Source organism: Vibrio owensii CAIM 1854 = LMG 25443 (assembly GCF_000817815.1).
Classification (GTDB): Bacteria; Pseudomonadota; Gammaproteobacteria; order Enterobacterales; family Vibrionaceae; genus Vibrio; species Vibrio owensii.
Map to the genome: position 1 here is coordinate 1 of NZ_JPRD01000017.1, position 26,599 is coordinate 26,599.

A 26,599-nucleotide genomic window follows, 5' to 3' on the forward strand; every position below is an offset into this window, starting at 1 on the left:
GTTTAACTGATCGGCATTAACCTCGTTGGCTCCCCTTTCTATTTCTTACATCAAAGATGCGTATATCTTACAGATGCTTAAGCCTTACTGAGCTTTCTTCTGTTCTGATTTGCAAACAACCGCAGTGAAGATAACATCTGTTGAGCTGTTTAGCGCTGTTTCAGCCGAGTCTTGAATCACACCAATGATGAAGCCAACCGCTACAACCTGCATTGCTACGTCGTTTGAGATACCAAACAGACCACATGCTAGTGGGATTAGTAGTAGAGAACCACCTGCAACACCTGATGCGCCACACGCTGATACTGCTGCAACAATACTTAGTAGTACCGCTGTCATTAGGTCAACGTCGATACCCATAGTGTGTACCGCTGCTAGCGTTAGGGTTGTGATAGTGATTGCTGCACCCGCCATGTTAATGGTCGCACCTAGTGGGATAGACACTGAGTACGTATCTTCGTCTAGGTCTAGCTTCTTACATAGGTTCATGTTCACTGGAATGTTCGCAGCGCTTGAACGCGTAAAGAATGCCGTTACGCCACTTTCACGTAGACATTGGAACACCAATGGGTATGGGTTTTCTTTCGTTTTGAAGTACACGATCGCCGGGTTAACCACTAGTGCAATGATAAACATTGAACCCAGTAGTACCGCTAGAAGATGAGCGTAGCTCGCTAGCGCGCCAAAACCAGTTGTTGCAAATGTAGATGCAACCAAACCGAAGATACCGAAAGGCGCAAGACGAATGATAAAGCGAACAATGTGAGAAACACTGTGGCTTAGATCTTCGAATACTGCTTTCGTCGTTGCTGATGCGTGGTGAAGTGCAAGACCAAGACCCACACCCCAAGCAAGAATACCGATGTAGTTCGCTTCTACTAGTGCGTTTACTGGGTTATCAACCAGCTTGAACAGCAAGGTTTGGATAACTTCTGCAATGCCTTGTGGTGGCGTTGCACCTTCAGCGCCCGTTACTAGCGTTAAATTGGTCGGGAAAAGGAAACTTAGTACTACTGCGGTTAGCGCCGCAAAGAAGGTACCCGCTAGGTAAAGAATGACGATTGGACGCATGTAAGTGTGTTGGTTTTTCTTTTGGTTGGCGATAGAAGCCGCAACCAAAATGAATACCAAGATAGGAGCAATCGCTTTAAGAGCACCGACAAACAGACTACCCAACATACCAACGCTTTCAGCGTGGCTTGGTGAGATAGTCGCAAGCAGAATACCCAAAACAATACCGACGAGGATCTGGAGAACGAGGTTACCGCGAGCGTATCGGGCAACGAGACTGTTGTGTTGCATTTGCATACATCATTCCTGCAATTTTTGCCTCAGCAGCAGCGCAAGTTTCAGTCATTACACGGCGTAATGTTCCCTCGTATGAAGGGGCTGAACCTTGTTGTTGTGTTGCTAAGACGTCCTGATTATCAATTATCCTGTTTTTATAAATCCAGCTATTTTCTTGCTGAATATCACATATCTTAGCTTGGTAATATTTTGTGTCTAGTTTTAGTTTGTTCTTAGTTTAAATGTTTGCACAATGTTGCTGTTATTGGTCTTTTATGTTGATTTGTGTCGCCAAGTATGAATGATGGTTTTTCACTAAGTTATTAAAAAAGGAGGCGTTAGCCTCCTTTGTTCTATTGATTACGCAAATGCAACAAGTTAATAACCTCGTTGGTGTTTGCGCTTTTCGCCAACGATACTGCGTACCATTTTTCCGAACTGTTTACTCTGAGCTCGTTGCTCTGCGAGAGTCGCGCCGTTGTGGGCTTGTTCTCGCAGTAGCTTTTGGTAGTTAGTAAAGCGGCGCATCTCTAATGTGCCATCTTCAATTGCGGCTTGAACCGCGCAACCCGGCTCCGTTTGATGCTGACAATCGCTGAATCGACAGTTTTCTGCTAACGCTTCAACATCAGCGAACGTTTCACTTACACCAGCTTCGCAATCTGCCAATTGGATCTCTCGCATTCCCGGTGTGTCCATTAAGATCCCACCGGAAGGCAATAGATGGATTGAGCGCGAGGTCGTCGTATGTCGACCTTTGCTGTCATCTTCACGAATTCCACCAGTTGCTTGTTCTTGCTCGCCAAGTAGGGTGTTGACTAAGGTCGATTTTCCTACCCCAGAAGAACCGATAAAGGCGACGGTTTGACCTTCACCACACCAACCCATCAACTTGGCAACGTCTGATTCGTCCAAGCCATTAACGCTCTCTACCATAAGCAGTGGATCGAGCTTTTGTACCTGAGCTTTGAGCTCGTCAGCGTCGTCACATAAGTCTGCTTTGGTCAGTACAATCACAGGTTCTACATCGGCTTCATTGATGAGTGCCAAGTAGCGCTCAATGCGGCTGAGATTAAAGTCGTGATTGAGTGAACAAACGATAAAGACCGTATCTACGTTGGCGGCAATAAGTTGTTCAGCGACCTTGCTGCCAGCGGCTTTACGGCTGAATAAGCTGCGGCGCTCAAGTAAACGAGAAAACTGCTGCTGGTGGTTGAGTATCACCCAGTCACCAACGGTCATGCTGGGTAACGAGGTATGGATAGGTAAGTGAGTTTCACCTTGTTCGCTAACCACAACGTAACCACTACGATGGTGAGCAATCACTCGCGCGAAAAGCGTGTTCTCGTAATCGTCTAACGTCAGTTGTTGTTGAAAAAACGGTTTCCAGCCTAATAGCTTTAATGGGTTAGGTTGAGTTAGTAGTGTTTCACAAAAAGAATGTGTTTTATTCATTGTTGAATTATCCCAGACGCAACAGAGCGCCTTAATACAAATCGCATTAGGGTCTAATTCGCATAGAGCTGACCCCGGTGAAAACCGGGCAAGGAAGGGAGGAGTTGTGGCTTAGCCACGAGAAAAAGTTGGACGTTTACCCTTTCACTGCCCAGTTAGTGTTATTCATTACAATCATCATATTTCCTCTTAGTTGGTGAGTTAACGGCCGGAGTATAGCGGCTGTGATTCGATTCTTACAACTCCTTCGCGTTTTATATGTGTTTTATTCGACGTTCTTCCATCTCTTGTGAATAGGTATTGGCTTTTACGCCGTAGATGATTTGGATATGGCGTTCATCGATGATCACCACGCCATGTGCTCCGTGTGCTTTCAATGCTTTTTGATTCACGATTGCAGTGTCTTTTAGTGTGAGGCGTAGCCTTGTCGCACAAGCTCCGGTTTCCACCAAATTATCCATGCCACCGATAGCGTCAATGATGGTGTCGACATCTTGTTCCAGATTTGGATTCACGTGCGTCAGCATTTTGAAGACGCGAGAAAGGACTTTTAACATCGCGAGAAACTCGTTTGGCAGCAAAGCCTTGTTTATATCTCAGCTTTGGCTGCTTCGCTCTGATTTAGGACACAAAATCGTGCATTGATAGCTTGGCGAATACTGCTTAGAGAAAAGAGAGAGGAATAAAAAAGCTCCTCACGTTGGAGGAGCTTTGAATCGATGAAGTGAAGAAGCATTAATGATGATGTTCGTGCTTTTTCATTCCAGCCATGACTTTTTTGACCGGAGCGGTAAAGCTTTGCTTTTGGCCGTTGTCGTAAGTCACTGTCACCTCGATTTCGTCGCCTTCATTAAGCGGCTTTTTAAGGTCGAATAGCATGATATGCAGGCTGCCCGGTTTTAGCTCGGTAGTCTCTTTTGCAGCTAGCGTGATGTGGTCTACCTGACGCATCTTCATCACATCGCCTTCTTTAATTACATCGTGCAGCTCGACTTTGCCTGCAGCAGTGGTTTCTGCTGCAACGATATTGATGTCTTCTTGGCTTCGGTTAGCAAACGTCACAAACACTGCGCTTGTTACAGCACCTGGCGCCATGGCTCGTGCATACGGCTCATGTGGCATGACATTGAGGTTTGCTTGTGCCAGAGGGCTTAGAAGTAGGGCGGAGAGGGCTAACGTTTTGATTGCATGCTTAGCTTTCATTGGTTTTTCCTTCTGCAGTCAGTTTGGTTATCGCCTCGACAATTGGCGCAGGCGTTAAGGTATGTGGCACTTTAGTGATGAGTGTGCCGTCAGGCTTCAAGAAATAAAAGTAAGAGCTGTGGTCGAGTGTGTATTTTAGCTCTGAGCCTTCTAGCTCCGTTTTACGGAAAATGACACCGTACTTGTGAGCAAGTGGGGTGGTCACATCAAGTGGCGCTGACAGACCTTCAATCATCGGGTGGAAGTAGTGGGCGTACTTGGCGGATGCATCTGCTTCGTCGCGTTCTGGATCAAGCGAGATGAACATCGGGCGCAACTGTGCTTTTTGCGCATCGTCGATTTGATTGAGTGCGCCTGCTAGCATGGCTAATGAGGTCGGACACACGTCTGGGCAACGCGTAAAGCCAAAGTAAACAATGCGAATGCGATCATCGCTGGTATCGAAGATATCGACAGGTTTATCGCCTTCGCCGAACAACACGCTTTGTTCGGTCGCGACTTGTTGTTTTTTCTCTACGTCTTTTTGTCCATCTAGATACGTTTTGGTACCAAAGCCGAGGACAAAAGCAACCACGAGAAAGAGAGACCAATTACGGCTCATATCAATTCCTTATCTTTGCATTTTGAGGGCTGGGTAGATGGTGTCTTTACCGTCGGAAAGCTCACCAACCCACGTCATCGAATCTTGTGTACAAACGGGCAATGTCACATCGCCCACGAATTTACCCGGCGCCACTTTCTTCAGCATGAATTTTGGCTCGCCCATTTCCATTTCTCGACCAACCAAACTTAATACAAGCTGATCGGCTTCGCTGTCTTGCCATTCGACTTCGAGCTGAGCTGGGATCAGAGGTTGAGCAGTATCGACGCTAAGCGTCATCGCAACATCATGTTGGATGCAAGGTTCAGTAGAGAGGAAACAGTACTCATCGAGCGACTTAGGCTCGGGCGCTGAAGAGAAGTTTTTGATCAGGGTAGGCGCGTAAAAGCCTGCAACCAGTGCAACGGCTATCCCTGCGATTTGTAACACTTTCATTAAGATTCAGTATTTATCACTTAACATTGTCTGCATCCTAGCACAGATGGAATGTACGAAAACTCGTAACTTCAACAAATTGTGCACTATACCCAAGTAACCTCGAGATGCTTGGTTCAGCGAGAATGATTTGGTTTGTAGACGCGGCGCCGATTTAAAGGTTTGGTGGGGCTAAATCAAGAATCGACAACAAAGTATACAAGCCAAAGCAACTCGCCCTTTGGGAGCGTGTCATTGACCCGATTGCTGCGTCAAACAACTTGGAAATAGCTGGCTATTACGCTGTGTTGTTTTCCTTGCCCTCGAATCAATGACAACGCTCTGAATCCTGCATCTTGAAGTCACTTGGGTATATTCCTATCTATTTGAAACCTATTGTTTGTAAAGCGTAAATAAAAAAAGCGGAGCCAATGGCTCCGCTTCTTAAATGATGGAATTGTGGTTCAGATTTACTTGTTTGAATCCGCAAACTTTTCTAAACCAAGTACCAGTACGATAGCAGCTAGCATCATGATCACAGCTAACACCAGTTGCGATGGCTGAGATGTGATGTGCTCAAACTCAAACGGTGACAGGTTTTGCTCTAGCAATGGCACTTGCTCGCCTTTCGAGTTCGTACGCCATGTCAATGTTTCCTTCCAAGGCCAGATCTTTGGTAGCGTACCGATCATCAAGCCTGTTAGGAACATCAATGTTAAATCGCGGAATTTGCGCAGTAACCAAGATAACAGGTGAGAGAAAGACAATAGACCAGCCACACAGCCAACAAGGAACAAGGCAAGGATATCAATTTGGAAACCTTTCACTGCGCCTAACACTGGAGCGTACATACCGATCAACAGCAAAATAAAGCTGCCTGAGATGCCCGGTAGAATCATTGCACAAATCGCAATCGCACCTGCAAGAATGGTGTTGATTGCAGTTGGCTCCATGTGAAGTGGTTTGAGTACCGTGATGCTGTAGGCAAAGCCAATACCAATCAAGAGGGCAACAACGCGAATCGCATCGCGTTTTTCTACTTGGCGAATGATGTGGTAGACCGACACCAAAATCAGGCCGAAGAAGAAAGACCAAATTGGAATCGGGTGAGTTTCTAATAGCCAACTGATCAGTTTTGCCAATGTTGCGATACTAGTGAAAATGCCCGCAAACAGTGAAATCAGGAAGAAGCCGTTAATATGGTTAAATGCGGCTTTGAAGCCATCTTTTTTCCAAATCGAGAAAAGTGATGGGTTAATACGTCGAATGCTTTCTAGCAGCGTGTCGTAAATGCCGGTGATGAATGCAATGGTGCCGCCTGATACGCCAGGGACAACATCGGCTGCACCCATGGCCATTCCTTTAAAGTAGGTGATTAGATAGTTCATTTCTCAAGTACTAAGTCATGTTGATGGCAGTGAGTATACAAACATTGATGTCAAAAAAGTATGAAATAGTGTTTCGGAAGATATCGAAATGATTGCTTATCAGAGAAGCAGAAGAGCTTTAGTGATTTCCTACAAATAAAAACAGGGCGATAAACGAGATTTGATAGGGTGAAGAGAGTGAAATATAAATCGCTCAACACTGTCTAAATTAACCTAATTAAACAATAAATCTCGTGAATCTGGCTAATTGATGATTTATTTATCACTTATGTGACTAGATTGCGTCTTGCAACTGCGTTTTGCATTCTGGCTTTGCATAATGCAAAAATTAAGGCTGTAACAAGATTTGATATGAGATCTTGTGCCCAAAAATAATGCTTTTCAAATTGGCATGATTAATGCATAATTCTTTTCGACCCTTCTTAAGCCGAGGGTCACCTAGCCAACTGACGTTGTTAGTGAATACACATTGTTCACATCATACATAAGCCAATCGCCTTAATTGCGGTTGGCTATTTTTTGTCTGTAATATATGTACAACGTTTCCTACGTGCTTTGCAATTTGCACTTTTCAACGATGAATTAGTAATAAAAAAGGGCTGACGCATGACGCCAACCCTAGTATTTAGCACTAATTTATTTAGCCAGCTCAGTAACCCATCAGCTGCAACAAGTTCTCTGCTGTGACGATTGCTTCCTTACGGTTGGCAATGTTGAGCTTCTGGTACAAGTTACGAATGTGAGTCTTAATCGTTGTGCCTGCGACATCCAGCTCTTGTGCGATTTGCTCGTTACTAAAGCCAGAGTAGATCAGACCAAGCACTTGCCATTCACGTTGAGTCAGTGGGCTAGTACGAACCAGCTCAGGCACATTCGGGTGATTGACTAGCTTCTCGATAAAGTCCTCATCGAAGTGAATAGAGCGGCTACGCTGATTAGATGAAATGTCTTTCATTAACTGCTGAGCACGGTGACGTTCCAAATCGCCTAACTCATGACGAAGGCTTAGCTTCTCTAACAACCCGCCAATGGTTGCACCATCGATTAAGAAGTTACCAACCATACCTGTTTGGTTGGTCATCACTAGTGCTTCTTTTAGCAATGCTTTGGCTTGCTCTTCATCTTTCTGACGCGCAGCAAATACCGCTTCTACGACTAAGTTGCGGTTTGTGTCTGTTACTAGGTTAGTACGTCTCGCTTCGCTTTGTAGGAAGTCCAAAGCTTGGCGTGCTTCGTCGTACTGACCAAGGTTGATATGAGCACGAGCAATGTTACGCCATTGCAGTTGCTGGAAGTGGTTACACGCTGATTCAGGACGAACGGCTGTATTCAACCATTCTTGAATCGCTTCTGTGTTCCCACGTGCTTGCCAGAACAAGATCAGAGAAAGTGAGGCATTGGCTGTCCAATCAACGTGGTAAGTCGATTGCTTCATCAAATGCTGGATGTGCTCAATAAACTTGCCTGCTTTATCCAGTTCACCACGACCAATCGCAATACGAGCCAACATTGAGTAGCTATGTAAGTGCTTGCTCGGCGAGTGGTTTTCTAGAATTTGCAGACCTTTGTACGCACACTCTTCTGCTTCATCCAAACGGTTCCAGCACCACAATACTTGAGCGCGAATGCGTAGCAAGAATTCGTGAAGAGGTACGTGCTGAAGCTGCTGGTCTTCGATCAAACGAAAGCCTGAATCTTGCAGTTCAAATGCTGCTTGAACGTAACCTTGCGCGATCATGATTTCGCTTTGCTGCAAGATGGCCCATAACGCTTGGTGGTAAACTTGATACTGGCGAGCCAGTTTTTCGGTTTGTTGCATCATCGGCAACGCGCGGTCGAGTTTACCCAATACGTGGTTAACTTCACCAACGACCGACGTAGCCACGATACGGCTGCGGTAGACGGTTGGGTCAAGTTGGCTAAGCGCGAGCTCGGCAAGTTCTAATGCGTGCTCTGGTTGGTTGCTGTTGATCGCGACCTGAGCGAGTAGGGCATTAGCTTGTCCTTGGTAACCAGTGTCGAGTTCGATATTACGCTTTTTATGCTCTTCTTCTGCTTCTGCTAATAGCTTACCAACTTGGTTGTAGCGGTGTTGGCTCTGTGCCAGCCAAGCTCTTAGCATCGACAATTTCGGATGGCTGAACAGCAGATCTTTATCAAGTTGGTTGATGGCAGACTCTAGCGTTGTTAACTCGCCTTGGTTGAACATCTTCCAACCGAACTCATTCAAAATTTCAACGATTAAATCGGTGTCGTTAGATTTCTGAGCGTGGTGGATTGCTTGATGTGGTGCTTTCTGCTTTAGCCAAGCAACCGCGGCATTGCGATGAAGGTCTTTTTCTTGTTGAGGAATACGCGCCTGACGCTCATGCGAAAGGAACTCGCCGAACAAGTTGTGGAAACGGAACCAGTTTTGCTCACCTTCCAGTGGGTAGATGAACAAACCGTAGCGGTTGAGTGATTCAATCATGCCCAGAGCGTCTTCACGCTGGGTTAGTGCAAACACTAACTCATCGTTGAAATGATCCAGTACCGAGACCTGCATCAAGAAGTGACGAGTCTCTTTATCCAAGAGATCAAAGACTTCCTCGACCAAGTAATCCCAAAGGTGAGCGTGATTGAATTGAGAAACAGATTCTACGGTTTGCGCCAATGTGCGGTTTTGATGCTGAGCTTGCAGCGCAATAAGCTGCAGCGCTGATGGCCAACCTTCCACATAGGTGCGTAGGTTGTTTGCCATGTCTTCATCGATGCCGTCGGCAATGCGTTGATTGAAGAAGCGCGTAGTTTCTTCAGTATCGAATGCCAACATTTCATTGCCAATTTCGATCATCAAATCGCGTACACGCAGGTTCGCCGTCCCCAGCGGCGGAGCTGCACGGCTTGTGACAACAACAGTTAGGTTGTCTGGCATGTGCTTTAAGAAGAAGCGCATCGATTCATGGATTTCGTCGTTGGTGATCAGGTGATAATCATCTAATACGACGTAACACTCGTGCTGAAAATCCGCCATCTCAGCGAAAACTTCGCTGAATAAAGAGCGTAAAGAAGAGAACTGACGTTTCTCAGCCAATTTCTGAGCGTTAGAGCAGTTGTAGTTGGTGGCTTTGTTTAAAGCTTGCAGCAAATAGTTAACGAAGCGAAAACCGTCGTTATCACTGTCATCAATGCTGTACCAACCTACGTTGGGTTTATCTGACAACCATTGTGCTGCCATGGTGGTTTTTCCGTAACCAGCAGGCGAGCGGAACAATACCAATTTGTAGTAAGGCGCTTGTTGTAGTAAGTCCAACACTCGCGGACGGACGATCGCATTATGCAAGCGGCCAGGGCGAGTAAGTTTAGATGGAATCCACATTATTAATTCTGTCCTTAAATTTTTTGAGCTAGCGAAACTAGAAACTGACTCACACCACTAAATTCTAGTTTGTGTAAAAAGTGTACAGGCTGGTGAGTCGTTTGCGATGTTACGACAACAGAATCGGTTGTTACTTTGATCCACTTCCTAATTCTCAAGGGTTGCTGCAAATGCCACCAACTACGCCCTGTATTTGTGATTTTGGTCACTTAAAAGCCGGTGGTATTGATTCCATGTAGAAAGAGTTGCACATCTATTACGGAAAATTTATCGATGTTAAAAGGCTTAATGTGATCACTAAGACAGTTTTTACATCAGATTAGAGTTGTCGAATAAAAAACGTCATGAACAAAATTTAACCTTTCTCAAAGTTGGCTGTGATCCGAATCACTAAGAATAGGGTTATAGGCTGCTGTGTTGCGATTTGGATCACTAAGTTTGCAACCTTACGCCCTCTACGCCCTACCCCCTCCTCCTTGTAGGGAGGATAAATGGGAGGATGTTTATTCACAGAGGGAAATGCACGATGTATGGCAGATGAATTACTAAAAGACGTGAGAATTTCTTAATGAAACCTACTCAACAGAAACAATTTGACAAGAAGTCGTTCCAAGAAAGCGTAAAGAAACATCTATCTGTGACTTACGCTCACACAGTTGAAAATGCAGATAGCCGCGCATGGTACCTAGCAATGGGTCGTGCATTGGCTGAGTTTACGACTTGTGATTTGCTTGCTACTGAAGCAGACGCTCGCATCCAAGAAGCGAAAAGCGTTAACTACCTTTCACTAGAATTCCTTATCGGTCGTTTGACTGGTAACAACCTAATCAGCATGGGTCTCTACGAAGAGATCACTGAAGCTATGGCTGAGCTAGGTCACAACCTAACAGACCTTCTAGAAGAAGAACGCGACCCATCACTGGGTAACGGTGGTCTAGGTCGTCTAGCAGCATGTTTCATGGATTCATGTGCGGCGCAAGAATTCCCAACTGTAGGTTACGGCCTACACTACGAATACGGTCTATTTAAGCAATCGTTCAAAGACGGCCGTCAACAAGAAGCACCAGACGCATGGCGTGGTGTTGAAGGTTACCCTTGGGAAGTAGCTCGCCCTGAGCTTGCGCAAGAAATCGGCTTCTACGGTCACGTTGAAGTGGTAAACGAGAACGGTAAAGAAGTTCGTAAATGGGTTCCTGGCATGTCTGTAAAAGCAATGCCTTGGGATCTGCCTATCGTAGGTTACGAATCAGACACGGTTTACCCTCTACGTCTTTGGGAATGTCAGGCTATCGCACCATTCTCACTAGAAAGCTTTAACAATGGTGATTACTTCGAAGCTCAGCACGCTCTGATCGACGCAGGCAACATCACTAAAGTGCTTTACCCGAACGATAACCACGAGAAAGGTAAAACACTGCGTCTAATGCAGCAGTACTTCCACTCAGCAGCATCTGTACGCGACATCCTACGTCGCCACGAAGCAGCAGGTTACTCGCTAGCGGATCTACCAAAGCAAGAGACTATCCAGCTTAACGATACGCACCCAACAATTGCTATCCCTGAGCTAATGCGCATCCTAGTGGACGAGAAAGGTCTTTCTTGGGAAGCGGCTTGGGAAATCAGTTCTCAGACATTCGCGTACACTAACCACACGCTACTTCCAGAAGCACTAGAGACATGGCCAGAGTCGCTAATCCAGCGTCTACTTCCACGTCACATGGAAATCATTTTTGAAATCAACCACCGCTTCCTACAAGAAGTTCGTAAGATGTGGCCTGGTGACGGTGAGAAGCAAGCGAAGCTTTCTATCATCCAAGAAGGTTTCAACCGCATGGTTCGCATGGCTAACCTATGTGTAATCGGTTCTTACGCAGTGAACGGCGTAGCAGCACTTCACTCTGAATTGGTTAAGAAAGACCTATTCCCAGAGTTCCACGAGATGTACCCAACTCGTCTACATAACGTAACGAACGGTATCACTCCTCGTCGTTGGCTGAAGTTCTGTAACCCAGGTCTATCTAAGCTAATTACTGAGAAAGTGGGTCCAGAATGGCCTGCGAAACTAGAGCAGCTAGAAGGCATCGCTAAATACGCAACAGACGCGAAATTCCAAAAAGAATTCATGGCTGTTAAGAAAGAAAACAAACAGCGTCTTGCTGATTGGGTTCTAGATAACATGGGTATTGAGCTAGATACTAACGCTATCTTCGACGTTCAAATCAAGCGTCTACACGAGTACAAGCGTCAGCATCTAGATCTGCTACACATTCTATCTCTATACCACCGCATCCTGAACGAACCTGGTTTCGAGTGTGAGCCACGCGTATGTTTCTTCGCAGCAAAAGCAGCACCGGGCTACCACCTAGCGAAAGAAATTATGTTCGCAGTGAACAAGGTTGCAGAGAAGATCAACAACGATCCTCGCATCGGTAACAAACTGAAAGTGGTATTCATCCCTGACTACCGCGTGAGCATGGCTGAGATCATCATCCCTGCGGCAGACGTTTCACAACAAATCTCGCTAGCGGGTAAAGAAGCATCTGGTACAGGTAACATGAAGATGGCTCTTAACGGTGCCCTAACTATCGGTACGATGGATGGTGCTAACGTTGAGATTCGTGAAGAAGTGGGCGACGAGAACATCTACATCTTCGGTCTTGATGTTGAAGGCGTGAAAGCGGTTAAAGCAGCTGGCTACAACCCTTACGACTACTACAACGCAGATCACCTACTGAAAGCGTCTCTAGACCTACTAACAGGTGAAGAGTTTACGCCAGGTCAACCAGGCCTACTACGCGCTACATTCGATAGCCTACTAGATGGCGGTGACCCATACCTATGTCTTGCTGACTTCGCATCTTATGTGAAAGCGCATGAAGAAATGGGCAAACAATACAAAGACCAAGCAGGTTGGGCTAAGAAAGCGATTCTTAACACTGCCCTAGTTGGTAAGTTCACATCAGACCGCTCTATCCGCGACTACGTGAACAACATCTGGAAACTTGAAGCGGTGAAACGCTAATAGAACCCAGTTAAGACCAAGGTAGCCGAGCGCTACCTTTGGTCATTTTCAAAGATTAGTTATTGATAACAATAAAACCCTACATGGAAGGTGTTGGTATTACCTTCGGAGAAAGCGATGAAAGAACAAACAGCACTAAAGAAAGTCGCAGACATGGCGCGATTAGCTGATAGCTACGTCAGCGCGTGGGGAGACGAGGCAAAAGTTTCTGAAGAAACACTGCGCCGCTTGCTCACTTCACTTGGCTACGATACTAGCAGCGATGAGAAGCTATTGGCTTCTGCTGAGAAAAAACATAAGAAAGACGTACTAGCCCCTGTTCTTGTTTTACGCGACGGCGAACCAGTCGAAGTGGAACTAAACCTAGGTACGAGTGCTCGCGAGAGCGAATTTAGCTGGCGTTTAGAAACAGAACAAGGAGAGGTACTTGAAGGCTATCTTCAGTCGCAAATTGTTCGTGATGAACGAGCTGAGGGTGGCCCTCTAGTGTTTGCATTGCCAAAGAACTTGGCATGGGGTTACCACAAACTGATCATCAGCCGTAAGCGTCGCAAGACCCCTTACGAAATGTCGCTGATCATCACACCTAAAGCGTGTTTCAAACAAGAAGACCTAAACCAACACAAAAAGCTATGGGGCCCAAGCATCCAGCTTTACACACTGCGTACTCAGCACAACTGGGGTATCGGTGACTTCGGTGACCTGAAGCAGTTGGTGAGTGACATCGCATCTCGTGGCGGTGACTTCATTGGTTTGAACCCAATTCATTCATTGTTCCCAGCGAACCCAGAAGGTGCGAGCCCATACAGCCCGTCTTCTCGTCGTTGGTTGAACATCATGTACATCGACGTAAGCTCTGTGCCTGAGTTCGCACTAAGTGCAGAAGCACAGCAACGTGTTGGTAGCGCTGAATTCCAACAACGTCTACAAAAAGCACGTGAATCACACTGGGTGAACTACACCGAAGTGTCTGAGCTTAAGATGAGCATTCTTCCGCTGCTATTTAGCGAGTTTAAAGCGCGTCATCTAGACAAGAACACAGACCGTGCTCGTGCGTTCCTAGAGTTCGTAGAAATTGGCGGCGAGAGCCTACTTCACCAAGCAGCATTTGATGCGCTGCACGGTGAGCTACACGCAGAAGATTCAAGCGTATGGGGTTGGCCGGTATTCCCTGAGAAGTTCCGCACGTTCGATGCAGCAGCAACTCAGAAGTACATCAAAGACAATGCAGACCGTGTTCACCTGTACATGTACCTACAGTGGATTGCAGACGATCAAATCAAAGAAGCGCAAGCGCTAGCTGAAGAAAAAGGCATGACAGTTGGTCTGTATCGCGACCTTGCTGTAGGTGTTGCAGATTCAGGCAGCGAGACTTGGGCTGATGACGGCGCGCTAGTATTGGATGCAAGCATCGGTGCGCCACCAGATGTTCTTGGTCCACTAGGTCAAAACTGGGGTCTACCACCGCTAAACCCACAAGTGTTGGAAGCAACTGGCTACGATGCATACATCAAGCTACTGCGTGCAAACATGAAACACTGTGGTGCGCTGCGTATTGACCACGTTCTTGGTCTACTTCGTCTATGGTGGATTCCAAAAGGCGAGAAAGCGACAGAAGGTGCTTACCTGTACTACCCAGTTGAAGACATGCTAGCAATCCTAGCGCTAGAATCTCATCGTCATCAATGTTCTGTAATCGGTGAAGATTTGGGTACAGTGCCTGATGAAATCGTAGATATCCTACGTGACGCAGGCGTTCACTCATACAAAGTGTTCTTCTTCGAAACATCGAAAGACGACGGCGGCTTTATTTCTCCGAAGCACTACGCTGAGCAGTCTATGGCGGCATTGTGTACGCATGATATGCCAACACTACGCGGTTTCTGGCACTGCGACGACTTGAAGATGGGTCGTGAGATTGGTCTGTACCCAGACGAGCAACAACTAGAAGGTCTGTTTGATGACCGTCTGAAGTGTAAGCAAGGCATCCTAGACAGCGTTCGTTGGCACGGTTACCTACCAGAAGGCATCGGCCATGACGCACAGTATGTTCCAATGGATTGCCACCTAAGCGAAGCGCTTCAATTGCACGTTGCTGCGGGTGACTCTGCACTACTGAGTGTTCAGCTTGAAGACTGGCTAGAAATGGACCAACCGGTCAACATTCCTGGCACGGTAGATGAGTATCCAAACTGGCGTCGTAAACTGTCGATGAACCTAGATGAAATCTTCAGCCGCGAAGACGTAAACCGTATTTCTAAGCGCCTCACTGAAGTGCGCGCGAAAGCGAGCAAATAAGGTGGAATGAGTGATGTAGGAATTCGCGAATTTAATTGCGCCAAGGTACGAAAGTACAGCCTAGGTCACTCATTAAATCGGCACAATCCGTTAGGATGAAGTACCGTTATTATGCCCGCAACAATAGCGGGCATTTTTGTTTTTTGACGCCGTTTTATTCAATGTTTGAATAGGATTGGGTCTTTTATAATTGTGTGAATTCACAACGTTTGGCTGAGGAAATCCGATGTTCAAAAACCATAAGGAGAATATCGGTGCTAGGGAGAAAGATTTGAAAACCAAGGTAAAGAAAAAATACGAACGCGCCTACGAATTATTAGCTGAGGCGGCTTACTCAGACCCGTTTGCGTCACTTGGTCCATTCATTGCTGACGGCGAAGGATCGTTACGTGTTTGGATGCCGGGTGCAGACAAAGTTGAATTGGTTATCAGCGGCGAACCTCGAATTGAGCTAGAGCGTGAAGATGAAAGCGGCTTCATCTTAAAAGACAAGCGCGATTTGCATCTAACGCATTACCAACTTGCAGTAGACTGGAATGGTGTAGAACAGCTCATTGACGACCCTTACCAATACCACAACATCTACCAAGAATACGAACACCTACACACACCAAAAGACATGTACCGCTACATGGGTTCACAATTTGTGACCATTGAGCGCGGTGGCGAAAACATCTCTGGTGTGCGTTTCCTTGTTTACGCACCTCATGCATCTGCTATCAGCCTAGTGGGTAGCTTTAACCAGTGGGATGGCCGTCGTCATCCAATGCAACGCCTAGACTATGGTATCTGGGGCCTATTCATTCCTGGTTTGGAAGAAGGCGTACAATACAAATTTGAACTCAAAGGTCCGAATGGGGAAGGGCTTCCTCATAAACAAGACCCTTGGGGCTTCTACTCAGAGCAATACCCGTCATTTGCATCGATCACATACGATCACAACCGTTACCAATGGCAAGACGCAAAATGGCAAAACCGTCCAGTGACGCAGAAACGTGATGAAGCGCTGTCTTTCTACGAACTGCACGCGGGCTCTTGGAAACGCAACGAAGAGGGCGACTTCCTAAACTACCGTGAACTGGCCGCTGAATTAGTACCTTACCTTGTAGACATGGGCTACACCCACGTTGAGCTTATGCCTGTTTCTGAACATCCGTTCTTTGGTTCTTGGGGTTACCAACCTGTTGGCTTGTTTGCGCCGACCAGTCGTTACGGCTCTCCGGATGATTTCAAGTTCTTCGTTGATGCGTGTCACCAAGCTGGCTTGGGTGTGGTACTGGATTGGGTACCTGCGCACTTCCCATCGGATGATCATGGCTTAGCGAATTTTGATGGTACGCCACTGTTCCACGATCCAGATCCTCGCCGTGGTTGGCACCAAGATTGGAACTCTTACATCTACGATCTAGGTCGTGAGCATGTGCGCCGTTTCCTAGTGTCTAACGCACTGTACTGGTTCGAGCAATTCCATATTGATGGAATCCGCGTTGATGCTGTTGCGTCGATGCTCTACCTAGATTACTCACGCAGCCACGATCAATGGATCCCGAACGCAGATGGTGGCAACGAGAACTATGATGCGATCGCAACACTGAAGTGGATGAACGAAGAAGTGTACAAACACTTCCCGAACGCAATGACCATTGCAGAAGAATCGACTGCATTCCCGGGTGTATCTGCGCCGACCTTTATGGGCGGTTTAGGTTTCGGCTTTAAGTGGAACATGGGGTGGATGCACGACAGTCTTTCTTACATCCAAGAAGATCCTATTCACCGCAAGTACCACCACAATACCATCACGTTCCCGCTTGTTTACGCACACAGCGAGAACTACGTACTGTCGCTTTCTCATGATGAAGTGGTGTATGGCAAAGGCTCTATCCATAACAAGATGCCGGGTGATGAGTGGCAACAAACGGCGAACCTACGTGCTTACTTTGGTTACATGTACGGTCAACCGGGTAAGAAGCTAAACTTCATGGGCGCAGAGCTTGGCCAGACAGCAGAATGGAACCACGATGACCAGTTGCAATGGTTCTTACTAGAGTTTGGACGCCACCAAGGCGTACAAGCGCTGATTCGTGACTTAAACCACTTGTACCGTAATGAAGCGGCGATGCACGACCAAGATTGTGTGCCTGCTGGCTTTGAATGGCGTCTGCAAGATGAAGCCGATTCGAGCATTCTTGCACATGAACGTATTAGCCAAGATGGTGAGCGTGTATTGGTGATCAGCAACTTCACACCAGTGCCGCATGAGCGTTTCCGTTTGGGTGTTCCGATGGAAGGTAAATACGAGCTTCTGTTGAATACTGATGATGTGAAATATGATGGAAGCGATTTTGAAGTGCTAACCAGCGTAGAAACAGAAGAAGTAGAGAGCGAATCGCTGCCTCAGTCTCTTGAGCTGCGTCTACCGCCACTATCAACCGTATTCTACAAACTGGCAAAGTAAGTTGAGTTCGTAAAACAAACTTAACTAGCCAAAACACACAATCAATACAAAGCCCGCTTTACAATGTAAATCGGGCTTTTTTTGACCAAGTTTTCACTAACGATAAACAGACTGCATACTCTATACTTGCATCATATTGTTTTATGAAATCAAGCTAGGTCGGACTTTGAGAAAGATTAAATCCCTTCTGTTCAATATCTTATTGGTGCTTTTGCTTTTACCAGTGATGCTCGTTGGCATAGTGAAATACGTCGATCCACCAATTTGGGGATGGAAGATCAGCCGCATGATTTCTCCTCCAGAGGGATTCCCTGAAGAGAGTCAAAATGAATGGGTGCCTTTGAGTGACATTTCTAAGCACATTCAATTGGCCGTGATTGCGACAGAAGATCAAAAGTTCCCGACTCATTACGGAGTGGATTTTGATTCATTATTTAAAGTGATCTCAGAGTCTGGCGAGAACGGCCCTTCTCGCGGTGCGAGCACGATTACTCAGCAAACTGCAAAGAACGTGTTTCTGTTTCCTTCACACTCTTATGTGCGCAAAGCGTATGAACTTTATTTTGCTCTGCTGATGGAAGCGATGTGGAGTAAAGAACGCATTCTCGAAGTGTATTTGAATGTGGTGGAGTTTGGCCCAGGTATTTATGGCGCGGAAGCCGCTGCGCAAAACTATTTTGGTATTCCAGCTAAACAACTTTCAACACGCCAAGCTGCAAGGCTTGCGGTGGTGCTGCCAAATCCGTATCGCATCAAAGTCTACCCTCAGACTTCTTACACCATCAGCCGCGTCAATTGGGCGATGAGACAAATGCGAAACCTTGGTAGCGTTCAGCTTTAAACTCCCTTTTACCCTGCTCATAAATAGAACTACGCCCCAATAAAAGCAAAATGTGAAGCGTCACAAGCTTTAGGGCGTAGCCTTTCAGAATGATGTGCTCAGTTTTTCATCCATTTACTATTAGTGTGAATAAAACTACAACACGAATACTGCGTCTATGCGCAACCAATGGACTGAACGATGAAACTGAATCTGATTACGACTACCTTACTGCTTGCATCGGCAAGTGCCATCGCCGAGCCAAACATCACCATTTCTACCACAACCAACAGCCGTGACTTTCCTTTAAGTACAGAGCAGCCTCTAGTTGTGCCCTTAACCAAAGATGGCTATACGCTTAAAATCACTGGCGTTGAAGGCGACTGTGTCGCGCCTGATGGTCAGAAGGTCAAATTCAACAAACCTATCGCGCTGAACTGCGGAAAACCAACAGAACTGCCGTTAAAAATCCGCTTTACCGGTGATTACTCTTTTGCTTTTGATGCGGAAGCGAAAACACTGCGCTTCAAGCGTGAACCTAAGAAAGCTGCTAAGACTGAATTCAAACGCCCAATCCCACAAGTGCAATGTGAGGTTTACCAAGGTGGTGAAGTCACCATTGCGTTAGGTGACAGTTTCCCCGATGGCACCAAGTTGCGTGATGCCTATTCTGGTCAAATTGTCGAAGTAAAAGATCAGCAAGTATCGCTGACACCAAGCAAAGATTCAGGCGGTTTGGTGCTACTAGAGCCAGTGAAGAAAACCAAAGAAGCAGTACCGTTTGATTACCGTAATGCCAACATTTACTTCGTGATGGTCGACCGTTTCAACAATGCCGATACCAGCAATGACAACAGCTATGGTCGCAAGAAAGACGGTAAAGAAGAGATCGGCACCTTCCACGGTGGTGATCTAAAAGGCGTGATCGAAAAGCTAGATTACATCAAGAGCCTAGGTACAGATGCGATTTGGTTATCGCCAATCGTTGAGCAAGTACATGGTTTTGTGGGCGGTGGCGATAGCGGCTCATTCCCATTCTACGCTTATCACGGTTACTGGACGCGTGACTTTACCAAGATTGATGAGAACTTTGGTAACGAAGATGACCTTAAAGTGCTGGTGGAAGAGGCGCATAAGCGTGGTCTCAAAGTCTTGATGGACGCAGTAATCAACCACACCGGTTACTCAACGTTAGCCGATTTGCAATTTGACGGTATTGAGGTGTTAAAACCAAACGTTGATTTACCGAAGAAGTGGGGCGACTGGCAACCAAAAGCGGGTGAAAATTGGCATAGCTACCACCAGAATATTGATTACCAGAGTTCAAACTGGGCGAAATGGTGGGGCGGTGACTGGGTAAGAACAGGTCTACCGGGATACCCAGCTCCGGGCAGCAGTGATATCACTATGTCATTGGCGGGTTTGCCTGACTTTATCACCGAATCAGACAAAGCCGTGAAGCCTGCGCAGTGGCTATTGGATAACCCTGATACTCGCGTAGAGGCGCGTGACAATTACACCGTCTCCGATTACTTGATTGAGTGGCAAACTGATTGGGTGAAACGCTTTGGTATTGATGGTTACCGTGTTGATACGGTGAAGCACGTTGAAGGCGATGTGTGGAAACGCTTGAAAGAAGAGGCTTCAAGCAGTCTTGAGCAGTGGCGTAAAGAGAACGGTAAGTCAGGTCAGCCATTCTGGATGATGGGTGAAGTATGGGGGCATACCGCTTATCGCAGCCCTTACTTTGACGATGGCTTTGATGCGTTGATTAACTTCGACATGCAGAAGAAGTTAGACAAAGGCGCGGCGTGTTTCAGCCAAATGGCAGACACCTACCAAAGTTACGCAGACACAATCGCCAACGAGAAAGACTTCAACCCAGTAAGCTACATGTCTTCTCACGATACCGAGTTGTTCTTCTCTCGCTTCAAAGACTATGGCATGCAGCGTAACGCCGCGAATGCACTGCTTCTAAGCCCAGGAGCGGTTCAGGTTTACTATGGTGACGAAGTGGGTCGTAACATTGGTCCTTACGCGGATGATTTCCATCAAGGCACACGGTCTGACATGGTATGGAAGCTATCTGATGAGAAGCAAGCGCTGCTCAAACACTGGCAAACTCTTGGTCAGTTCCGTAAAGCGCACCCGGCGATTGGTGCAGGTCAGCATCAAGTGATTGAACAAGAAGGCGCGTACGTGTTCTCTCGTTCGCTTGGCAATGACAAAGTCGTTGTAGCGTTTGTGGGGCGTGACAAGTAGTTAGAACTTCGTTTTAAGCTTAGATAGAAAAAGCCCTTCCTTGAGTTCTCAGGGAAGGGCTTTGTTGTTTTTGATGTTTACTTACTATTTCAATAGCTATCTATTTCGATAGTTATTTCTTTAGCTCTTGGTCGATAACTTTCTCAAGCTCCTCGAAAGGTACATAACCCGGAATGACTTGGTCATTAATAATGATCGCTGGTGTGCCTCGTAGACCTAAGCGAGTGAAGTACTCGTAGTTTTTATCCAACAACGCTTTGGTCTCTTTGTCGTCGACAAGCTGTGCTTCTGTGCCAGTCTTCTTAGCGATTTTTTGTAGTGAACTTGCATCATGTGGCCCCGGCTTCTTCACCAACAAGTCGTGCACTTCTTTGTACTTGTCATGTTGGTTCTGCCAAACATTCAATGCGTAACTTGCCGAGTTGTAACCGTTCTTCTCGTACTGTTCTTTGAACGATACCGTCATGTTCAGCACTTTCACCTGCGGGTATTCTTTCTCTACCTTCACTAACTCACCTTCAAGACGCTTACAGAAAGGACAGCTGTAATCAGTCACGTTGATGATCGTCAGTTCAGGGTTCTCTGCACCGAAGTAAGAGTGCTTGCCGTCGTTAAGATAGGCGCGCGCTTCATCCAAAGTCGCGTTAAACGTCTTTTGATAAGCGACGTAGTCTTGTAGGTTTTGATGCAGTGAATCTAGGATCTGCGGGTTTTCTTTCAGCAGTTGAGTAATTTCTTGCAGCTTCTCTTCTGACGTTTTTTCTGCTGCGTGTGAAAATAGAGGTACCAGCGCGATAGCCACAGTTAATAGTGTGCGTGTGAATTTCATGATATTTCCTAAAACTCTCTTTCTTCGCGGTTTTTGTCGCGAAGTGATTAAAAATAAAACAATTGATTTGGGGATGAATAGCAATCGGGTTTTATTCTCTAAACACACATAACTTGAGGTGCACCCGATATTTGTCGGGTATCGGCTCGGTATGATGGCGGAGAGCATTACGGTCGGTGCTGGTGATAGACAGCAAGACAAACGCAAATAGGAATAAGGGAACAATGAAGCTGTCGAGATGGTTTTGTGAAGCCTGAATCAGCTTTTCAGACAGTTCACACTGCTTAGTCAGCCCTTTCTCGCTCTTTTGTTGCTGCGCAGCAGCGTGTTCAGTTGTCACTTGCACGCCAATCAGAGGGCAAGATTGGTAGAAGCCTGCATTTTTACTTAAACAGATCACGATAACCCAAGCCACAAGGGCGAGTGTCCATCGAGCGATGTTGGATTGTGATCGAAGCAAAAGGCAAACCCTGAGTAAGTCTCTAAGTAATGACCGAACCACCCTAAAATAAATTACACAGAACTTTTGTTAATTTTTGGTCAAGAAATCTCAAATAAGCAACAAACCATGAAGCACGTCGAAGGTGTGGCTAATAACAAACTTGTTCATAATTTTGGTTTGTTTTGTTAACGGATGGGATTCGCTGATAGTTAGATAAATCTACCTTATCTTGGTCATAAATATTTATTATCTTTTAAATGTGATTCAAATCATAAAATAAAACTTCATAATTGAGTGACATGATTGTTCGGTAAATGGATTGATTTTGATCATCTCTCTAGCACGTCGTTCAAGGGATCATCTATGCGTTCTGTTCCACATACATAGGTGAATTTATGACAAGCCCTGTTCATGCTGAACGCAAGGTGACGATCGGGTGTTACATTGCACTCGCGTTTGCGGTTGTGTTCTTTTCTGGTCTGATGCAATCCAACGAATGGTACGGTGTATTCGACTTTACAACGCTTAATGGCTCTTTCGGTAAAGTGGCTTACGGCGTAACGGAAGGTGCGGATGGCGCGGTACAAGCTGCGACTACCTCTTTCCGTGGTACTGGCGGTAGCGGTGCTCGTGACGGTTTCATTTTCGCACTTACTTTGATTCCAACCGTTATGTTCGCATTAGGTATGATCAACGTACTTGAGCACTACGGTGCACTTGAAGCTGCTCGTAAGCTTCTTACTCCTCTTCTACGTCCTCTAATGGGTATCCCTGGTAACTCTGGTTTGGCTTTGATTGCTTCTCTACAAAGTACCGATGCCGGTGCGGCAATGACGCGTCAGCTAAAAGATGAAGGTCACCTAACTAAGCGTGAAACGGATGTATTTACTATGTTCCAGTTCACTGCGGGTGCAACCATCGTGAACTTCTTCTCATCGGGTGCTGTTCTGTTCACGCTGACGATGGCTGACGGCTCTCTAGCGGTAACGTCTTCTATTGGTTTAGCGGTTGTGGTGATGTTCGCATTTAAGATCATCGGCGCGAACCTGTTCCGTATCTACCTAAACATGACGGAAGGTAAAGAAGACAAACAAGACCAAAACAAATCAGAGAACCTAAAAGAGGAGACGGCATAATGGGTGACGTTAAAGCGAAAAAACCAATGGTGACGGATATCTTCGTCGAAGGTGCTAAGAAAGGTTGGGTAATTGCGACGACCTCTACGGTTCCTAACGTATTGATGGCGTTCGTTATCATCAAAGCGCTGCAAATCACTGGTGCGCTGGATCTGATGGGCACTGTGTTTTCTCCAATCATGGCGGTGTTTGGTCTTCCGGGTGAAGCAGCAGCGGTATTGATCGGCGCTTGGATGTCGATGGGTGGCGCGGTTGGCGTAGTAATCACGCTATTTGACCAAGGCATCCTGAACGGTACGCACATTGCGATTCTTGCGCCTGCTATCTACCTAATGGGCTCTCAAGTTCAGTACATGGGGCGTATCATGGGCCCAATTGGTACTGAAGGTCGTTACATCCCAGTTATGATTGCAATCTCAGTATTGAACGCGTTTGGCGCAATGCTGGTGATGAATCTGTTTGTCTAGGAGTGAGTCATGCAATTCTCTCTAAATGAATATCTAGAAGAGCTACGTCCGCTAATCAATGTGGATTGTGGCACTTACACGACTGATGGTATCGAGTTCATCGCTTCTCAATTTGAAGAGAAGTACCAAGCGATGTCAGGTTGGAGCGTAAAACGCATCGACTGTGGCAGGGCAGGCATCGGTCTTGAAGTTCGAAATAAGCCGGAAGCTGAGCAAATCGACGTGATGCTGATTGGTCATATGGATACCGTGTTCCCTGTGGGTACTGCTGAGCTTCGTCCGATGTCTCAAGATGCAGAGAAAGCTTACGGTCCGGGCGTCTCGGACATGAAATCTGGCTTGCTGAACATCGTATACGCGATGCGCAATCTAGACCAAGCGGTGTTGGATAAGCTGTCTATCGCTATCTGCATGAACCCAGATGAAGAAACGGGTTCTCTCGATTCTGTGGATTGGATTCAATCAGTTGCGAAAAACGCAAAGAATGTACTGGTTGCAGAAGCAGCACGTGCAGATGGCGGTTTAGTGAAAGCGCGCAAAGGCATGGCTCGCTACAAAATGACCTTTAATGGCGTTGCAGCTCACGCAGGTAACGAGCCAGAAAATGGTCGCAGCGCAATCACTGAGATGGCGAATTGGATTCTCGCAGTCAATGCAATGACCAACTTTGAATCTGGTACTACGTTGAATGTGGGTATTGTCTCTGGTGGTAACGGTGCGAACATCGTCCCGGAACATGCTGAAGCGATCGTGGATGTGCGTTTCTGGAGCAACGAAGAATACGATGATGTTGATAGCAAGCTAAATGGTATGCTGGAAACACCGTTCGTTGATGGTATGAGTATCGAATTGGTTCGTGAAGCTTATAAGCCTTCTATGGTGCCAAGCCCACAAACAGAAAGCCTGATGATGCTAGTTGAAGAAGCGGCAAGTGAACTGGCGATCGACATCAATTGGAAGGAAGTGGGTGGCGGCTCTGATGCAAACAACACGGCGATTCTTGGCGTTCCAACTTTGGATGGTCTAGGACCTATCGGTGCAGGCTTCCACAGTGACCAAGAGTACTTGTTGCTTGAGTCTATTGAACCACGTATCAAAATGCTGATGCGTGTATTGGAGAAGATTGCTCAATAAGGCATTCTGCTTCTAAAGCTTGGTTCTCAAAGCTGTTGGTTTCCAAGACTTCTGGTTTCAAAACCTTTTGGTATCCAAAGCAATAATCCCCGGACTTCGGTTTGGGGATTTTTTTATCTAGCCATTTTGTTTCCTTTCTTCATTATCATTACTCGCTATTAATCCTACGTTCAGGTTCATCGTCTTAATATCTTTGCCACAGTCATAAATTTAGGAGGCACGATGACCACAAGCATGTCTGTAAATTCGGCGTCCGATGACGTCTTAGACCAAACGATGCAAGCGCCAGATGAGAAAACCTTTTGGCGTAAAATGAAAAACTCCGTCAAGAAAGCAGGTGAAGAGATTGCGGTTATGGGCATTAAATCATGGCTCGCGATGGCAGATTCCAATACCTCCGTTCGCCACAAGGCTATCTTAGGTGGCGCGCTGGCTTACTTCGTCCTACCAACAGATATGGTGCCAGACGTACTCGCTGGTGTCGGCTTTACCGATGACATGGCAGCATTGACTCTAGCAGCGAACTCGGTCGGCAATGCCATCACTGATGAGCATGAAGAACAAGCGAGAGAAAAGCTGAGTTCGATGACGGAATAGGGTTATTACCTATTCTTCAGATTTCAAATAAAACAAAAGCCCCGATGTTTCCATCGGGGCTTTCATTTAGACAGGACAATTGAGTTTGGAAGGTTTAAGCTTCCGCGCGTTTCAGATGCACCTCTTCTTCTGCGACCCCAGCTTTTGGATCGTTGAAGCGAGTTTCATCCAGTGCACCTTCCGATTTCGCAACAATGATAGTCACTGCGCTGTCACCGGTGATGTTAACTGCGGTACGAATCATATCAAGTAGACGGTCAACACCCATGATAAGTGCAATACCTTCTAGCGGCAGACCTACTTGATTCAATACCATTGCTAGCATTACTAGACCAACACCAGGAACACCTGCGGTACCGATAGACGCCAATGTTGCCGTCATGATAACCATTAGGTAGTCACCCATAGTTAGGTCGATGTTGAATGCCTGTGCGATGAACGCTGTCGCCACACCTTGCATGATCGCCGTGCCGTCCATGTTCACGGTTGCACCTAGCGGTACTGTGAACGATGATACGCGGTTCTCAACACCCATGCGGTGCTTAGCCGTTTCCATTGTCACTGGAATGGTCGCGTTCGATGATGCTGTAGAGAAAGCAAACATGATTGCGTCTTCCATCTTACGTAGGAACGTAATTGGGTTTAGACCAGTGAAGCCTTTGAGCATCAGGCTGTAAGTCACAAGGCCGTGCAGTAATAGCGTACCTGCTAGTACAACGAAGTATTCAGCAAGGTTAAAGATTGCGCTTAGACCAAGACCTGTAAACAGCTTCGCCATTAGGAAGAACACACCGTAAGGCGCAAGGTTCATCAGAATCGCAACCAATTTCATGATTACTTCATTCAGATCAGAGAAGAATGCTGCGATACGCTCGCCTGGCTTACCTGCTGCACTGATCGCGATACCGAATAGGACGGCGAACACGATAACTTGCAGGGTTTTACCTTCTGCCATTGCGCTGATTGGGTTAGTCGGGAACATATCAATGATCACCTGACCCAAAGATGGCGCTTCTGCTGATTTGAATGAACTTGCTGCGGTTAGGTCTGCACCAGCACCTGGCTGGAATAGCGTCCCCATGGTTAGAGCAAGTGTGATTGCGATAGCGGTTGTTGCTACGTAGAAAGCAAGGGTTTTACCACCCATGCGACCCAATGTAGATAGGTCTTTTAGAGAGCTGGTACCACAAACTAGCGAAACAAATACTAGCGGTACAACAAGCATTTTTAAGCTGGCAACGAAGATCTGTCCACCAACTTCGAATAATCCATTAACAATGTATGCGTCGACAAATCCGTTGTCGGCAAAAAGTGTGCGAATTGCAAATCCTGTCAAGATACCCGCTACCATACCCAAAATTACGCGGCTGGTGAGCGACATCGGTTTCTTGGTATTCATGAGAACACTCCTTATAGTTATGCACCTTGAGT

The 26,599-nt window shown here is 46.4% G+C and carries 20 protein-coding genes; 9 read left to right on the forward strand and 11 right to left on the reverse strand.

Annotated features, from left to right (window positions below; all coding sequences use genetic code 11):
- Positions 1-84: 84 nt before the first annotated feature.
- The 8 genes from sstT to malT form a co-directional block, all read right to left on the reverse strand.
- Positions 85-1,302 (reverse strand): serine/threonine transporter SstT, encoded by a 1,218-nt coding sequence (gene sstT / locus H735_RS11230; RefSeq protein WP_027726631.1) that lies wholly within the window; start codon positions 1,300-1,302, stop codon positions 85-87.
- Positions 1,303-1,665: 363 nt separating this feature from the next.
- Positions 1,666-2,742, reverse strand: coding sequence for a ribosome small subunit-dependent GTPase A (gene rsgA, locus H735_RS11235; protein WP_009706510.1), 1,077 nt, complete (start codon positions 2,740-2,742; stop codon positions 1,666-1,668).
- Positions 2,743-2,996: 254 nt separating this feature from the next.
- Positions 2,997-3,299: a PTS sugar transporter subunit IIB gene (locus H735_RS11240; protein ID WP_020195406.1), complete on the reverse strand. Its 303-nt coding sequence runs from the start codon at positions 3,297-3,299 to the stop codon at positions 2,997-2,999.
- 178 nt (positions 3,300-3,477) lie between these two features.
- Complete coding sequence (locus H735_RS11245) at positions 3,478-3,945, reverse strand: copper chaperone PCu(A)C (RefSeq protein WP_020195405.1); 468 nt, start codon at positions 3,943-3,945, stop codon at positions 3,478-3,480.
- The gene (locus tag H735_RS11250) at positions 3,935-4,546 is read right to left on the reverse strand and encodes an SCO family protein (protein ID WP_009706507.1); all 612 of its coding nucleotides are present in this window, start codon (positions 4,544-4,546) and stop codon (positions 3,935-3,937) included. Before H735_RS11250 ends, H735_RS11245 begins: the two co-directional genes overlap by 11 nt.
- A gap of 9 nt (positions 4,547-4,555) precedes the next feature.
- Entirely contained in the window at positions 4,556-4,981 is a 426-nt protein-coding gene (locus tag H735_RS11255) for a hypothetical protein (protein WP_005437869.1), read from the reverse strand.
- A gap of 449 nt (positions 4,982-5,430) precedes the next feature.
- Complete coding sequence (locus H735_RS11260; RefSeq protein WP_027726630.1) at positions 5,431-6,348, reverse strand: polyprenyl-phosphate transporter; 918 nt, start codon at positions 6,346-6,348, stop codon at positions 5,431-5,433.
- A gap of 649 nt (positions 6,349-6,997) precedes the next feature.
- A complete protein-coding gene (gene malT / locus H735_RS11265; RefSeq protein WP_009706506.1) occupies positions 6,998-9,706 on the reverse strand; it encodes an HTH-type transcriptional regulator MalT in 2,709 nt (902 codons plus the stop codon).
- A 568-nt stretch (positions 9,707-10,274) separates the two neighbouring features.
- On the opposite strand from malT, the gene H735_RS11270 reads away from it, so the two are divergent.
- The 5 genes from H735_RS11270 to H735_RS11290 all read left to right on the forward strand — a co-directional run bounded on the left by H735_RS11270 (position 10,275) and on the right by H735_RS11290 (position 20,563).
- The gene (locus tag H735_RS11270) at positions 10,275-12,728 is read left to right on the forward strand and encodes a glycogen/starch/alpha-glucan phosphorylase (protein WP_020195403.1); all 2,454 of its coding nucleotides are present in this window, start codon (positions 10,275-10,277) and stop codon (positions 12,726-12,728) included.
- Positions 12,729-12,845: 117 nt separating this feature from the next.
- Positions 12,846-15,026, forward strand: a complete 2,181-nt coding sequence (gene malQ, locus H735_RS11275) for a 4-alpha-glucanotransferase (RefSeq protein ID WP_009706504.1) — start codon at positions 12,846-12,848, stop codon at positions 15,024-15,026.
- Positions 15,027-15,252: 226 nt separating this feature from the next.
- Complete coding sequence (gene glgB, locus H735_RS11280; RefSeq protein WP_020195402.1) at positions 15,253-17,481, forward strand: 1,4-alpha-glucan branching protein GlgB; 2,229 nt, start codon at positions 15,253-15,255, stop codon at positions 17,479-17,481.
- Between the two features lie 166 nt (positions 17,482-17,647).
- A complete protein-coding gene (gene mtgA, locus H735_RS11285) occupies positions 17,648-18,322 on the forward strand; it encodes a monofunctional biosynthetic peptidoglycan transglycosylase (protein WP_027726629.1) in 675 nt (224 codons plus the stop codon).
- Positions 18,323-18,502: 180 nt separating this feature from the next.
- Positions 18,503-20,563, forward strand: a complete 2,061-nt coding sequence (locus H735_RS11290; protein ID WP_020195401.1) for an alpha-amylase — start codon at positions 18,503-18,505, stop codon at positions 20,561-20,563.
- 112 nt (positions 20,564-20,675) lie between these two features.
- On the opposite strand, the gene H735_RS11295 is transcribed toward H735_RS11290, so the two are convergent.
- Complete coding sequence (locus tag H735_RS11295) at positions 20,676-21,392, reverse strand: DsbA family protein (RefSeq protein ID WP_020195400.1); 717 nt, start codon at positions 21,390-21,392, stop codon at positions 20,676-20,678.
- 91 nt (positions 21,393-21,483) lie between these two features.
- A complete protein-coding gene (locus H735_RS11300; protein ID WP_020195399.1) occupies positions 21,484-21,807 on the reverse strand; it encodes a hypothetical protein in 324 nt (107 codons plus the stop codon).
- Between the two features lie 422 nt (positions 21,808-22,229).
- On the opposite strand from H735_RS11300, the gene H735_RS11305 reads away from it, so the two are divergent.
- The 4 genes from H735_RS11305 to H735_RS11320 all read left to right on the forward strand — a co-directional run bounded on the left by H735_RS11305 (position 22,230) and on the right by H735_RS11320 (position 25,168).
- Positions 22,230-22,970, forward strand: coding sequence for a nucleoside recognition domain-containing protein (locus tag H735_RS11305; protein ID WP_005437881.1), 741 nt, complete (start codon positions 22,230-22,232; stop codon positions 22,968-22,970).
- Positions 22,970-23,437, forward strand: a complete 468-nt coding sequence (locus tag H735_RS11310) for a YjiG family protein (RefSeq protein WP_005374849.1) — start codon at positions 22,970-22,972, stop codon at positions 23,435-23,437. Before H735_RS11305 ends, H735_RS11310 begins: the two co-directional genes overlap by 1 nt.
- Before the next feature lie 9 nt (positions 23,438-23,446).
- Positions 23,447-24,571, forward strand: a complete 1,125-nt coding sequence (locus H735_RS11315) for a M20 family metallopeptidase (RefSeq protein ID WP_020195398.1) — start codon at positions 23,447-23,449, stop codon at positions 24,569-24,571.
- A gap of 222 nt (positions 24,572-24,793) precedes the next feature.
- Positions 24,794-25,168: a YkvA family protein gene (locus H735_RS11320; RefSeq protein ID WP_009698021.1), complete on the forward strand. Its 375-nt coding sequence runs from the start codon at positions 24,794-24,796 to the stop codon at positions 25,166-25,168.
- Positions 25,169-25,262: 94 nt separating this feature from the next.
- Here H735_RS11320 and H735_RS11325 read toward each other — a convergent pair whose 3' ends face one another.
- Complete coding sequence (locus H735_RS11325) at positions 25,263-26,567, reverse strand: dicarboxylate/amino acid:cation symporter (RefSeq protein ID WP_005437888.1); 1,305 nt, start codon at positions 26,565-26,567, stop codon at positions 25,263-25,265.
- Between the last annotated feature and the right edge of the window lie 32 nt (positions 26,568-26,599).